The sequence below is a fragment of the Agrobacterium sp. 22-3639C2 genome (genome assembly GCF_053522105.1).
Genome location: NZ_JBNWDB010000002.1, coordinates 829870 through 843107, shown reverse-complemented (window position 1 = coordinate 843107; position 13238 = coordinate 829870). Strand labels below are relative to the sequence as shown.

At 59.3% G+C, this 13238-nt stretch carries 11 protein-coding genes; 10 read left to right on the top strand and 1 reads right to left on the bottom strand.

Going from position 1 to position 13238, the window contains the following annotated elements; translation table 11 throughout:
* Positions 1–36 precede the first annotated feature (36 nt).
* From yghU to ACQZ6D_RS11480, 7 genes are all read left to right on the top strand, one after another.
* Positions 37–933: a glutathione-dependent disulfide-bond oxidoreductase gene (yghU, locus tag ACQZ6D_RS11510; protein WP_003511310.1), complete on the top strand. Its 897-nt coding sequence runs from the start codon at positions 37–39 to the stop codon at positions 931–933.
* Between the two features lie 125 nt (positions 934–1058).
* A complete protein-coding gene (locus ACQZ6D_RS11505) occupies positions 1059–1436 on the top strand; it encodes a hypothetical protein (RefSeq protein ID WP_013761770.1) in 378 nt (125 codons plus the stop codon).
* A 35-nt stretch (positions 1437–1471) separates the two neighbouring features.
* Entirely contained in the window at positions 1472–2035 is a 564-nt protein-coding gene (locus ACQZ6D_RS11500) for an RNA 2'-phosphotransferase (protein WP_111789678.1), read from the top strand.
* Positions 2032–4035, top strand: a complete 2004-nt coding sequence (locus ACQZ6D_RS11495; RefSeq protein ID WP_448729946.1) for an acetyl-CoA carboxylase biotin carboxylase subunit — start codon at positions 2032–2034, stop codon at positions 4033–4035. Before ACQZ6D_RS11500 ends, ACQZ6D_RS11495 begins: the two co-directional genes overlap by 4 nt.
* Before the next feature lie 118 nt (positions 4036–4153).
* Positions 4154–6295 carry a methylmalonyl-CoA mutase gene (scpA, locus tag ACQZ6D_RS11490; protein ID WP_448729945.1) on the top strand — a complete coding sequence of 714 codons (2142 nt, stop codon included), beginning with the start codon at positions 4154–4156 and terminating at the stop codon, positions 6293–6295.
* Positions 6296–6308: 13 nt separating this feature from the next.
* Positions 6309–6725 (top strand): methylmalonyl-CoA epimerase, encoded by a 417-nt coding sequence (gene mce / locus ACQZ6D_RS11485; RefSeq protein WP_003511303.1) that lies wholly within the window; start codon positions 6309–6311, stop codon positions 6723–6725.
* Between the two features lie 189 nt (positions 6726–6914).
* Positions 6915–8459, top strand: coding sequence for a glycerol-3-phosphate dehydrogenase (locus ACQZ6D_RS11480; RefSeq protein WP_174068897.1), 1545 nt, complete (start codon positions 6915–6917; stop codon positions 8457–8459).
* Between the two features lie 19 nt (positions 8460–8478).
* On the opposite strand, the gene ACQZ6D_RS11475 is transcribed toward ACQZ6D_RS11480, so the two are convergent.
* Positions 8479–9711, bottom strand: a complete 1233-nt coding sequence (locus ACQZ6D_RS11475; protein ID WP_162633627.1) for an ROK family protein — start codon at positions 9709–9711, stop codon at positions 8479–8481.
* A gap of 242 nt (positions 9712–9953) precedes the next feature.
* Between ACQZ6D_RS11475 and xylF the strand changes: the two genes are divergently transcribed.
* From xylF to ACQZ6D_RS11460, 3 genes are all read left to right on the top strand, one after another.
* Complete coding sequence (gene xylF / locus ACQZ6D_RS11470; RefSeq protein ID WP_003511300.1) at positions 9954–10994, top strand: D-xylose ABC transporter substrate-binding protein; 1041 nt, start codon at positions 9954–9956, stop codon at positions 10992–10994.
* Between the two features lie 80 nt (positions 10995–11074).
* Positions 11075–12388 carry a sugar ABC transporter permease gene (locus ACQZ6D_RS11465; RefSeq protein ID WP_003511299.1) on the top strand — a complete coding sequence of 438 codons (1314 nt, stop codon included), beginning with the start codon at positions 11075–11077 and terminating at the stop codon, positions 12386–12388.
* 18 nt (positions 12389–12406) lie between these two features.
* Positions 12407–13189, top strand: a complete 783-nt coding sequence (locus ACQZ6D_RS11460; protein ID WP_003511297.1) for an ATP-binding cassette domain-containing protein — start codon at positions 12407–12409, stop codon at positions 13187–13189.
* Positions 13190–13238: the final 49 nt, after the last annotated feature.

Genomic DNA, 13238 nt, shown 5'->3' with positions numbered 1-13238 from the left:
TCGGTGCCCTCCCGAAACGCACAAGGACTGATTTTTATGGCCGAGAACTCCTCCGCAGATAATTTTCCCGCCGGATATGAAGTGCCCAAGGTCTGGACCTGGGACAAGGGTAATGGCGGCCAGTTCGCCAATATCAATCGCCCGATCGCCGGTCCCACCCATGACAAGGAATTGCCGGTCGGCAAACATCCGTTGCAGCTTTATTCGCTGGCAACGCCGAATGGTCAGAAGGTCTCGATCATGCTGGAAGAATTGCTGGCCGCTGGCCACAAGGGCGCCGAATATGATGCCTGGCTGATCAAGATCGGCGAAGGCGACCAGTTCGGCTCCGGTTTTGTCGGCGTCAATCCGAACTCCAAGATCCCGGCGCTGATGGATCATTCGACGCCCGAGCCGACCCGGGTTTTCGAGAGCGGCTCGATCCTCGTCTATCTCGCGGAAAAATTCGGCGCTTTCCTGCCGAAAGAGGGCAATGCTCGCACGCAGGCGCTGAACTGGCTGTTCTGGCAGATGGGTTCCGCCCCCTTCCTCGGCGGCGGTTTCGGCCATTTCTACGCCTACGCCCCGATCAAGATCAAATATGCTATCGACCGTTACGCCATGGAGGTTAAACGCCAGCTTGACGTGCTTGACCGTCATCTGGCCGACAACCGTTATCTGGCGGGCTCGGAATATACGATTGCCGACATGGCCGTCTGGCCCTGGTATGGCAAGATCGCGCTCGGCCAGGCTTATGGCGATGCCGGTGCTTTCCTTGAAGCCGCCGGTTATAAGAACCTTATGCGCTGGACGCTTGAAATCGGCGAACGCCCTGCGGTCAAACGCGGCGTGATCGTCAACAAAACCTCGGGCGATCCGTCCGAACAATTGCATGAACGCCACGATGCCTCCGACTTCGAGCAGAAGACGCAGGACAAAATCGGCAAGGCATAACGAAAAGACTAGAGCGCTTCTGGTTTTGATAGGACCATGAAAGCGCTCTAATTATTTGAATTTACGCATATCCGGACGTAAAAGCGGACCTGCTTTTAATGGAAATGCTTCTGGAAGGACAAAAGATGGCGAACCTGCCCGAAATGACCAAACACAAGGGATTTCCCTCCGGCATGCCAAGTACGGGCATCCAGTTCACCATCCGCCGCGCCAATCCAAAAGGGGTAACGCCCATCAAGATGATACCTCGAAGGGCGCGGGACGATTCCAAGGAACACCGCATCGATGCGGCCTTCCTGCACTCGCTCTGGCACCATTTTGGTCCCGAGCCGTTCGAGCGCGGTAATCTCGACGCGGCCCGCCTCAGCCTGCTGTTCGGCCGCGAGGTCTTGCCGGCGGAAAAGAATTTCGATCCGCTTTCCTACCAGGCGATGCTTGTCATCGACGAGCGCGTCGCCCGGCAGAATTTCCCGGAATCCTTCGAGAACTTTTTCGAGATTTGAGTGTGCTGTCATCCGCCAATAGGGAATGAAATTCAATGTCGACGGCCACCAGCAAATTCCTGAGCTATGTTCTGCGACATGCGCCCGAAAGCATCGGGCTTACCTTGGATGCTCAGGGTTGGGCGGATGTCGGAGATCTATTGGCAAAAGCAAATGCGAGTGGCACGCTGCTCGACGAGGCCGGTCTGCGTGCGGTCGTTACCGAAAGCGACAAGAAGCGTTTCACCCTTTCGGAAGATGGGCACCGCATCCGGGCCGCGCAGGGGCATTCAGTAAAGGTCGATCTTGGTGGCGCTCCTTTAGAACCGCCGCCGCAGCTTTTCCATGGTACTGCGACACGTTTCCTAGATGCTATCCTGCAGGAAGGATTGCGACCGGGCAGCCGGCAGCAGGTTCACCTTTCGGCAGACAGCGTGACGGCACATGCGGTCGGCCAGCGGCACGGAAAACCCGCCATCCTAATGGTTGATGCCAGTCGGATGTTTGCCGCTGGCCACAGCTTTTTTCAAGCCGACAATGGTGTCTGGCTGACCGATGCTGTTCCCGCTGCGTATCTGACGCTGATTGAGAATCATACTTTTGAAGGCGATGGCAAATGATCAAGAAAATTCTCATCGCCAATCGTGGCGAGATCGCCTGCCGGGTCATCAAGACGGCGAAGAAGATGGGCATTGCGACGGTTGCCGTCTATTCGGATGCTGATGCCAATGCTTTGCATGTGAAGATGGCGGATGAGGCCGTTCATATCGGTCCGGCGCCCTCGTCGCAGTCCTATATCGTCATCGATAAAATCCTTGCTGCGATCGAGAAGACCGGGGCTGATGCGGTGCATCCCGGCTATGGCTTCCTGTCGGAGAACGCTGCCTTTGCCGAGGCGCTGGAGAAGGCGGGTGTGATCTTCATCGGCCCGCCGGTCGGCGCTATCCAGGCCATGGGCGACAAGATCACTTCCAAGAAGCTAGCGGCGGAAGCCGGTGTTTCCACCGTGCCCGGCCATATGGGGCTGATTGGGGATGCAGATGAGGCGGTGAGGATCGCCTCCGAGATCGGTTATCCCGTGATGATCAAGGCCTCGGCCGGCGGCGGCGGAAAGGGCATGCGCATCGCCTTTAACGATGCGGAGGCGCGCGAGGGTTTCCAGTCGTCAAAAAACGAGGCGAAATCTTCCTTTGGGGACGACCGCATCTTCATCGAGAAATTCGTCACCCAGCCGCGCCATATCGAAATTCAGGTGCTGGGCGATCAACACGGCAATATTCTTTACCTTGGCGAGCGAGAGTGCTCTATCCAGCGCCGCAACCAGAAGGTCATCGAGGAAGCGCCATCGCCCTTTCTTGATGAGGCAACGCGCAAGGCCATGGGCGAGCAGGCCGTGGCTCTGTCGAGAGCAGTCGGTTACCATTCGGCCGGAACGGTGGAATTCATCGTCGATGGCGAGCGCAATTTCTACTTTCTGGAAATGAATACGCGCCTGCAGGTGGAACATCCGGTAACGGAACTCGTCACAGGCATTGATCTGGTCGAGCAGATGATCCGCGTGGCATCAGGCGAAAAGCTGTCCTTCGGGCAGACCGATATAAGGTTGAACGGCTGGGCAATCGAAAGCCGGCTTTATGCCGAAGACCCCTATCGTAATTTCTTGCCCTCCATCGGCCGGTTGACGCGGTATCGCCCGCCCCAAGAGGGCGAGCAGGAAAACGGCACCGTGATCCGCAACGATACCGGCGTCTTCGAAGGTAGTGAAATCTCGATGTATTACGATCCGATGATCGCCAAGCTTTGTAGCTGGGCAAAGGATCGTGAAACCGCCATCGATGCCATGGGGCAGGCGCTGGATCGTTTCGAAGTAGAGGGCATCGGCCACAATCTACCGTTCCTCTCGGCTGTCATGCAGCACGAGCGTTTTCGGGCCGGCCGTCTGACGACGGGTTTTATCGCCGAGGAATTTCCGGACGGCTTTTCCGGGGTGGAGCCCGATGAGGCTTCCGCGCGCAAGCTCGCAGCCATCGCCACCGTTATCCACCAGCGGCTTCAAAACCGTGCGGTCGAAATTTCCGGTACCATTGGCAATCATCGTCGCATTGTCGGTCAGGACTGGGTGGTTTCGCTTGGTCAATCCCGTCGAAGCGTGAGCGTGGAAACCGGTGCTGAAGGCATGGCAATCCGTTTTGAGGATGGTGCCGCGCTGACGGTCGCTACCGGCTGGCTTCCCGGCCGCAGCCTTGGCCTGTTCACGGTGGCGGGCGAGGTGATCGCCGCCAAGGTCGATCTTGCCGGTGCGGCGGTGCGTCTGCGCTGGCGAGGCATGGATGTTCTCGCCCATGTGCGCAGCCCGTGCGTGGCGGAACTGGCGCTGCTGATGCCGGAAAAGCTGCCGCCCGATACGTCGAAACTGTTGCTCTGCCCGATGCCGGGCGTCATCACCGGGATCTCGGTTGGCGAGGGGGACGAGGTGGAAGCCGGTCAGGCGCTGGCGACGGTGGAGGCAATGAAGATGGAAAACATCCTGCGTGCGGAAAAACGCGGCCGGGTTGCCAAAGTGTCGGCAAAGCCGGGCGATAGCCTCGCCGTGGATGAGGTCATCCTCGAATTTGAATAGGGCTAGATACCGTTTTTGAGGAACGGATGAGGGGCGGAGCGGGTTACGGGGTAGGCTGGATTTCGGTCACGATCACCAGTCACAGTACTGAAAATGAAATGCAGAAGGGGAGATATGCATGTCGGGTGAAAAAACGGTGCGGGATTGGCTGCAGCTTGCCGAAAAGGAGCTGAAGCGTTCACCGGATGCACTCGTCTGGCATACGCCCGAAGGCATTGACGTCAAACCGCTTTACACGGCCGATGACCTGAAAAAGGCTTCACATCTCGATGGCCTGCCGGGCTTTGCACCCTTCACGCGCGGTCCGCGCGCCACCATGTATGCCGGGCGGCCATGGACGATCCGCCAATATGCCGGGTTTTCGACTGCCGAAGCTTCCAACGCCTTTTACCGCAAGGCGCTTGCCGCCGGCCAACAGGGTGTTTCGGTCGCCTTCGATCTTGCCACTCATCGCGGATATGACAGCGACCACTCGCGCGTTGAAGGCGATGTCGGTAAGGCGGGCGTGGCGATCGACAGCGTCGAGGACATGAAAATCCTGTTCGATGGCATACCGCTCGAAAAGGTCTCCGTCTCCATGACCATGAACGGGGCCGTCATTCCGGTGCTCGCCAATTTCATCGTTGCGGGGGAAGAGCAGGGTGTCTCGCGTGCCGCACTTTCCGGCACCATCCAGAACGACATTCTCAAGGAGTTCATGGTCCGCAACACCTATATCTACCCGCCCGAGCCTTCGATGCGTATCATTGCTGATATCATTGAATATACGGCGAAGGAGATGCCGAAATTCAACTCCATTTCGATATCCGGCTATCACATGCAGGAGGCAGGTGCCACGCTGGTGCAGGAGCTTGCCTTCACGCTGGCGGATGGGCGGGAATATGTGCGGGCCGCCCTTGCCAAGGGACTGAATATCGATGATTTCGCCGGCCGCCTGTCGTTCTTTTTTGCCATAGGTATGAATTTCTTCATGGAGGCCGCAAAGCTGCGCGCCGCCCGCTTCCTCTGGTCGCGCATCATGGAAGAGTTCAAGCCGCAAAAGGCGTCGTCGCTCATGCTGCGCACCCATTGCCAGACATCCGGTGTGTCTCTTCAGGAACAGGACCCTTACAATAACATTGTCCGCACCGCTTTCGAGGCCATGTCCGCCGTGCTGGGCGGCACACAATCGCTGCACACCAATTCCTTTGATGAAGCCATTGCCCTGCCGACAGAATTTTCCGCCCGTATCGCCCGCAACACCCAGCTTATTCTCCAGCATGAAACCGGCGTCACCAAGGTCGTCGATCCGCTGGCCGGTTCCTACTACGTCGAAAGCCTGACGGATGAACTGGCGCAAAAAGCCTGGGCGCTGATTGAGGAGGTGGAGGCGCTTGGTGGCATGACCAAAGCGGTGGCGGAAGGCCTGCCCAAAAGATTGATCGAGGAGGCGGCCACGCGTCGGCAGGCGGCCGTGGACAAGGGCGAGGAAGTCATCGTCGGCGTCAACCGCTACCGTCTGGAAACCGAGGAAGATATCGACGTTCTCGATATCGACAACGCCGCCGTACGCGCCGCGCAAATCCGCCGCCTTGAGGACACCAAACGTCGCCGCGACGGCGGGGACGTCTCGAAGGCGCTGGCGGCATTGTCTGAAATTGCCCGTAGCGGCAAGGGTAATATTCTCGAGGCGGCAGTCGTCGCCGCCCGCGCCCGCGCCACCGTCGGCGAGATTTCCGATGCGCTGCGTGCCGTCTTCGGCGATTACGTTGCCGTGCCGGAAGTGGTGGAGGATATTTACGGCGAGGCCTACAAGGACGAGCCGGAGCTTGCCACGCTCGCTACGCGGCTTTCCGGCGTGGCAGAACGGCTCGGCGTCAAACCGCGCATCATGGTCGCAAAGCTCGGGCAGGACGGGCATGATCGCGGCGCGAAGGTGATCGCATCGGCCTTTGGCGATATCGGTTTCGATGTGCTGGCCGGGCCGCTGTTCCAGACGCCTGCCGAGGCAGCCGATCTTGCGGTTCAGAACAAGGTGCATGTGGTCGGCATGTCGTCGCTTGCCGCAGGCCACAAGACGCTCGCGCCGCAGCTTGTGGAGGCGCTAAAGCAGAAGGGTGCCCAGGACATCATCGTCGTCGTCGGCGGCGTCATTCCGCGCCAGGATTATCAGTTCCTGCTCGACCACGGCGTTTCGGCGATTTTCGGACCCGGCACCAATGTCATGGATGCGGCCAACAAGGTTCTCGATCTGCTCGAAGGCGTCCGGCGCAACGCGTGAGAGGAATACGGCCATGTTCGGAAGATTGAACCACGTCGCCCTTGCCGTGCCCGATCTTAATGCCGCGGTTTCGCGATACAGGGCGCTTGGCGCTCAAGTTTCCGAGCCGCAATCCCTGCCCGAACACGGCGTGACAGTGGTTTTCGTTCAGGCTGACAATACCAAGATCGAACTTCTTCATCCGCTTGGAGAGAACTCCCCGATTACCGCCTTCCTTGAAAGAAATCCGGGTGGCGGCACGCATCATCTGTGCTTTGAGGTGCCGGATATTCTGGCCGTGCGAGACGATCTCGTCCAAAAAGGCATCCGCATTTTAGGTGATGGCGAGCCGAAGATCGGCGCGCATGGCAATCCCGTTCTCTTCCTGCATCCAAAGGATATGGGCGGCGTGCTTTACGAGCTTGAGCAGGTCACTCCGACACACGTCTGAAACACAGACCCCGTACCGACATCCCGAAACACGCTGGCGAAGTGATTCACCGGCGGCAGCTGCCGTTCGCTTGTGCTGGAAACATGGGTTTCGTTTGTTTTCTTTTGACATTCGTTTTGTTTTCGTTTTTATGACGATAATCTTTCAACGTAGGGGGAAATGGTCCCCGGCGCTGTCTTGGGAGGCTCTATGTCCGGCGAAAACATATTCGATCTTTTTGTCATCGGCGGTGGCGTTAATGGTTGCGGCATTGCCCGCGATGCCGTGGGTAGGGGCTATTCCGTGGCGCTTGCGGAAAAGGGCGATTTTGCCTCCGGTACGTCTTCGGCAGCCACCAAGCTCATCCATGGCGGCCTGCGTTATCTCGAACATTATGAGTTTCGTCTGGTGCGCGAAGCCTTGATGGAGCGTGAAATTCTGTGGGCCATGGCCCCGCACGTCATCTGGCCCATGCGCTTCGTCCTGCCGCTCCAGAAAGGCGGCGTGCGTCCGGCATGGATGGTCCGGCTTGGCCTCTTTCTTTATGACAACCTCGGCGGCCGCAAGCTTTTGCCGCCGACGCGCACGGTCGATCTTCGGCAAGACCCGGCAGGCAAACCTCTGAAGCCGGTCTTTGCCAAGGCTTTCGAATATTCCGACGGCTGGGTGGACGATGCCCGTTTCGTGGTTCTGAATGCGCGTGACGCGGCGGATCGCGGTGCGACGATCATGAACCGCACGCGGGTCGTTTCCGCACGGCGCGAAGGCGGCTTGTGGCTTATCGTGACGCTGGACGAAAAGACCGGTCGTTCAGCCACGCACAGAGCGCGCATGCTGGTGAATGCCGCTGGCCCATGGGTGGATAACGTGCTGTCCGGCGTGTTCGGCCGCAACGATGTGCGCAATGTTCGTCTCGTGCAGGGCAGCCACATCATCGTGCGCAGGAAGTTTTCCGATCCGCGCGCCTATTTCTTCCAGAACCCGGACAACCGCATCATCTTCGCCATTCCCTATGAGCAAGATTTTACGCTGATCGGCACCACGGACCGCGACTACAAGGGCGATCCGGCCAAGGTACGCATCTCCGAGGAAGAGATTTCCTATCTTTGCAATGCCGCCAGCGAATATTTCAGCGAGCCGGTGAAGCCGGATGATATCGTCTGGACCTATTCCGGCGTGCGCCCGCTTTTCGATGATGGCGCTTCAAAGGCGCAGGAAGCCACACGCGACTATGTGCTGAAGGTTGAAGAGGCAGAGGGCGAAGCGCCGCTACTCAATATCTTCGGCGGCAAGCTGACTACCTACCGGCGGCTGGCGGAACATGCTCTGGAAAAGATCGGCGCAGCCATCGGAGAAAAGGGCAAGCCCTGGACGGCGGGATCGTATCTGCCGGGCGGTGACTTCGGGGCGGAGAGATATGACGCCCAGGTGAGGGCGCTTGTCTCCCGTTACCCATTCCTTGATGGACGCCATGCCGAGCGGCTCATCAGAAACTACGGCACGAAGGCTGCGGAACTGCTCGGTGTCGCCACCGATGTTTCCGGCCTCGGCCGGCATTTCGGCGGCACACTTTACGAATGCGAAGTGCGCTGGCTGGTGGAACACGAATGGGCCTTTGCAGCCGAGGATATTCTCTGGCGGCGCACTAAACAGGGCCTGCGGTTGAGCAGGGACGAGGCTGCCGCTCTGGATGAATTCGTTTCCACGCTGACTGGTGTCAAGGAAAAGGGCGAAGCCGTGACGGAGCAGGCCTGAGCTTTTACGAGTTGTCCCGTCAGTTCCCCGAGTTCCTTGCCGCTCTTTCAGGGCCATCGGCGCTCAATATATAGTCGTCGGCGGCGGACAGAGCGTGTTCCATATGCCCTTCGAACACCAGTTCCGGTTCGTTGGGCGCGATGCCGATTTTTGGCATTCCGCCGAAGCGTACCGACTGCGATTGCGCAAGGCCATCGTGAAGGCCGATTTCCAGAAGATCGAAGTAGCGTGTGCCGGGGCCAGTGATGAAGACCGGCATATGGCCGTGCAGGCTGAACAGACGTGAAAGGCCGTTGCCGAGTGCAAGCCCGGCTGTGCGGAAGGCAAGCCGCGCCATGCGCCCGCCGGCGCGGGCGGAAGCGGCGATCTTGTCCACTTCGGCAATCGGCACGAATTTTGCCGGTTCCGCCTGCGGCGGGGCCTCGAATGCCGAACGCAGGATTGCATAAAACCCTGAATAGGCCTCGATACAGCCTCTGGTGCCGCAGCGGCAGAGGGCGCCATCGGCCAGATGCAGCATATGTCCGAAATTGGGGGCGCTAACCTCTATCCCGCCACCCGCGGCGCGGGCAATGCCGAGGCCAATGCTGTGGCCGAGCGACAGGGTGACAAGTGCCTCCGGTTTCGGGCCGTCCTTTGCCTGCTCCTGCATCCAGATGGCTTTTGCGGCCAGCAGCGTTTCGTTGTTCAGCGTCACGCGGATGCGGCCGTCCTGAGAAATGAGCTGCTGGAAATCTATCTTTTCGGTGCCGAGCACCGGCGACCAGACGAGCACCGCCGCTGCCGCGTCCACAAGCCCCTTGCTGCTGATCGACACCTGAAGAATGTCGTGCCGGTCGATGCGCGAACGGTCCGCAAGCCGTGCAAGGCCGGAGAGGATCGAGCCGCCGAATGACCCTTTTTCAGCCGTGATCCTCTGCTCGGTGAAGCGGTCCACCAGCTTGCCGGCATAGTCGACCAACGAATATTGCACGCTGTCGGACGAAATGATGACGATGGCGACGTGGCAGAAAGCACCATCAGGCCCAAAGAGGATGCGCGGCCGCCCGCGCCCGGCGGCGGCCAGCTGCTCTTTGCGCAGGATGAGGCCGGCCCGCTCGAGTTCCATGGTGATTGCGGAAACGGTGGCGGAGGCAAGCCCGGTGAAGGAGGACATGTCCGTATGGGAGAGGCTGCCATGAAGGCGCAGCGCTGCCATCACCGACAGGCTGTTTTTCTGGCGCACCAGTTCCGTGCTTGCAATGGCGGACATGGGCTGGGGTATGCTCCCTGAACGGCTTTTTTCCTGTCGTGCTTATCCCCTCTGATGGCGCACGCCACGAGCAAGATCAAGGCACCCGGATGCTGCCCGCAGCCGTTGTTGACAGCATGGGGAATCTCTGACATTAATTTTCTCGACTGTCGAGAAAATTGTGAAATCACAGAGCCCGACAGCTTTTTCCGGGCGTTTTCCCTGCATGGAGGTGCAGGCTTCGCCCTTACCGGGAGGACATCATGAATTCGTTTGCCAAGCTTTTGGCGGGTACAGCTGTACTCGTTTCCCTGCACACCGCAGCCATTGCTGCTGATCTCGTCGTTGGCGTTTCCTGGTCCAATTTCCAGGAAGAGCGCTGGAAGACGGATGAGGCGGCAATCAAGGCAGCTCTCGACAAGGCCGGTGCGAAGTATATTTCCGCCGATGCGCAGTCGTCCGCCGCAAAACAGCTGACTGACGTGGAATCGCTGATTTCCCAGGGCGCCAATGCGTTGATCATTCTTGCGCAGGACAGCGACGCGATTGGCCCGGCTGTTGAAAAGGCCGTCGCTGAAGGTATTCCGGTGGTGGGTTACGACCGCCTGATCGAAAACAAGAACGCCTTCTACATCACCTTCGACAACAAGGAAGTCGGTCGCCTTCAGGCCGCCGAAGTCTTCAAGGTCAAGCCGGAAGGCAACTACGTCTTCATCAAGGGTTCGTCTTCCGATCCGAATGCGGACTTTCTTTTTGCCGGACAGCAGGAAGTCCTGAAGGCCGCTGTCGACGCGGGCAAGATCAAGAATGTCGGAGAAGCCTATACCGATGGCTGGAAGCCGGAAAATGCCCAGAAGAACATGGAGCAGTTCCTGACCAAGAATAACAACAAGGTCGATGCGGTCGTCGCCTCGAACGACGGAACGGCCGGTGGCGCAATTGCCGCTCTTGCCGCGCAGGGCCTCGCAGGTTCTGTTCCCGTATCCGGTCAGGATGCGGACTTCGCCGCGCTCAACCGCGTAGCCCTCGGCACGCAGACGGTATCTGTCTGGAAGGATAGCCGCGAACTCGGCAAGGAAGCTGCCGGCATCGCGCTGGAACTTGCGGGCGGCAAGAAGATGACGGAAATCAAGGGCGTTGCCGCTTTTGATGGCGGTCCGAAAAAAGTGACGATGCAGTCAGTCTTCCTCAAGCCCATCGCCATTACCAAGGACAATCTGAACGTCGTCATCGACGCCGGCTGGATCAAGAAGGAAACGGCCTGCCAGGGTGTAAAGGCCGGATCCGTCAAGGCCTGCAACTGAGACCGCTAGGTTGATGTTTGGGCGCCGCGCCACTGATACGTGGCGCGGCGCCTTTCAGATGTAAGGAGGACCGGCAGTCCATGGCCGACATGACACAATCCAATTCCACAGCGTCCCCCAAGACGGAAAAGACGGGCTCGATTTCGCGTTTCATCAGTGCCACGGAGCTTGATACCCGGCTGCTCGGCATGGTCGGCGCGCTTCTTCTGATCTGGATCGGTTTCCATATTCTTTCGGGCGGGCTGTTCCTGACGCCGAGAAACCTCTGGAACCTCTCCGTCCAGACCGCTTCGGTCGCGGTGATGGCGACAGGCATGGTGCTTGTCATCGTTACCCGCAACATCGATCTGTCGGTCGGGTCGATCCTCGGTTTTTCCGGCATGATCATGGGTGTCATGCAGGCGGAAATCCTGCCGCAGCTCCTCGGCTTTGAACATTGGGCGACATGGATCGTCACGCTTCTGGTCGGCATTCTCGTCGGCGGAGCGATCGGCATGCTGCAGGGCTCGATCATCGCCTTCCTGAACGTGCCGTCCTTCATCGTCACACTTGGTGGTCTGCTGGTCTGGCGCGGTGGCACATGGTTCGTCACCAGCGGCCGCACCGTGGCGCCGATGGATTCCACCTTCCGCCTGATGGGTGGCGGCACCAGCGGCTCGATCGGCGCGACATGGAGCTGGATCGCAGCCATTGTCGCCTGCGTCGCCATTGTCGCGGCAATCCTGAATTCCCGCCACCAGCGTCGCCGTTTCGGTTTTCCGCTGCGGCCCGTCTGGGCGGAATATTTCCTGGTGGCACTTGGCTGCGTCGTCGTCGTCGGTTTCGTAGCTGTCGTCAACAGCTATCCCTGGCCGGTCAACATTGCCCGCAACTATGCCGATGCCAATGGCATTACCTGGCCGGATGGTGGTCTGTTCATTCCGCACGGCATTGCCATTCCGGTGCTGATGGCGCTTGCCGTCGGTGCTGTCATGACCTTCATCGCGACGAGGCTTCGCTTCGGGCGTTATGTTTTCGCCATCGGCGGCAACCCGGAAGCGGCGGAGCTCGCCGGCATCAAGACCCGCTGGGTTACGGTCAAGATATTCACGCTGATGGGCGTTCTATGCGCCATCGCTGCGGCAATCTCGACTGCCCGCCTCAACGCGGCCACCAATGCCCAGGGTGAACTGGATGAACTTTATACGATCGCGGCGGCGGTCATCGGCGGCACGTCGCTCGCCGGCGGCGTCGGCACCATAGCGGGCGCGATGCTCGGCGCGCTCGTCATGCAATCGCTGCAATCCGGCATGGTGCTTGTGGGCATCGATACGCCCTTTCAGCGCATCGTCGTCGGTGTGGTTCTGGTCGTCGCCGTCTGGCTCGACACCATCTACCGCGCCCGCGCCAAGTAAGAACCGAGGAGAACCCCAATGACGGAACAAGTCACGCCCCTCGTGGAAATGCGCAATATTTCCATTTCCTTCGGTGGTATCCATGCGGTGGAAAACGCCTCTGTCGATCTTTTCCCAGGTGAGGTGGTGGCCCTTCTTGGCCACAACGGCGCCGGCAAATCGACGCTCATCAAGATATTGTCCGGTGCATACCGGCGGGATGGGGGCGACATCCTCATCAACGGCGAGGATGCGGATATCCGCAATCCCCGCGACGCCAAGAAATACGGCATCGAAACCATCTACCAGACGCTGGCGGTGGCGGATAATGTCGATGCGGCGGCCAATCTTTATCTCGGCCGCGAGCTGAAGACGAAATGGGGAACATTGGATGATGTCGCCATGGAAGCTTCGGCCCGCGAGGTCATGGGGCGTCTCAACCCCAATTTCCGGCGGTTCAAGGAGCCGGTGAAGGCGCTTTCCGGTGGCCAGCGGCAGTCCGTGGCAATCGCCCGCGCCATTCTGTTCGATGCCCGCATCCTCATCATGGACGAACCGACGGCAGCACTCGGGCCGCAGGAAACGGCACAGGTCGGCGATCTCGTCAAGGAACTGAAACGGCAGGGCATCGGCATCTTCCTCATCAGCCACGATATCCATGACGTCTTCGATCTCGCCGACCGGGTGTTCGTCATGAAAAACGGCAAGGTGGTCGGCCATGCCCGCACGGAAGATGTGACGAAGGACGAGGTCCTCGGCATGATTATTCTGGGCAAGGTGCCGCCGGGTGCTGTGGCGGGTCCGGGCGCGGTCGTTGCCTGACGACAGAATTCTGTCGTCTTTACTTCCACTACAAATCGAGGCCCGGTAA

Coding starts and splice junctions, on each gene's coding strand:
- ACQZ6D_RS11500 (WP_111789678.1), top strand. CDS start 1,472: ATGTCGACGGCCACCAGCAAATTCCTGAGCTATGTTCTGCGACATGCG.
- ACQZ6D_RS11480 (WP_174068897.1), top strand. CDS start 6,915: ATGTCCGGCGAAAACATATTCGATCTTTTTGTCATCGGCGGTGGCGTT.
- ACQZ6D_RS11475 (WP_162633627.1), bottom strand. CDS start 9,711: ATGTCCGCCATTGCAAGCACGGAACTGGTGCGCCAGAAAAACAGCCTG.
- ACQZ6D_RS11460 (WP_003511297.1), top strand. CDS start 12,407: ATGACGGAACAAGTCACGCCCCTCGTGGAAATGCGCAATATTTCCATT.
- scpA (WP_448729945.1), top strand. CDS start 4,154: ATGTCGGGTGAAAAAACGGTGCGGGATTGGCTGCAGCTTGCCGAAAAG.
- yghU (WP_003511310.1), top strand. CDS start 37: ATGGCCGAGAACTCCTCCGCAGATAATTTTCCCGCCGGATATGAAGTG.
- xylF (WP_003511300.1), top strand. CDS start 9,954: ATGAATTCGTTTGCCAAGCTTTTGGCGGGTACAGCTGTACTCGTTTCC.
- ACQZ6D_RS11495 (WP_448729946.1), top strand. CDS start 2,032: ATGATCAAGAAAATTCTCATCGCCAATCGTGGCGAGATCGCCTGCCGG.
- mce (WP_003511303.1), top strand. CDS start 6,309: ATGTTCGGAAGATTGAACCACGTCGCCCTTGCCGTGCCCGATCTTAAT.
- ACQZ6D_RS11465 (WP_003511299.1), top strand. CDS start 11,075: ATGGCCGACATGACACAATCCAATTCCACAGCGTCCCCCAAGACGGAA.
- ACQZ6D_RS11505 (WP_013761770.1), top strand. CDS start 1,059: ATGGCGAACCTGCCCGAAATGACCAAACACAAGGGATTTCCCTCCGGC.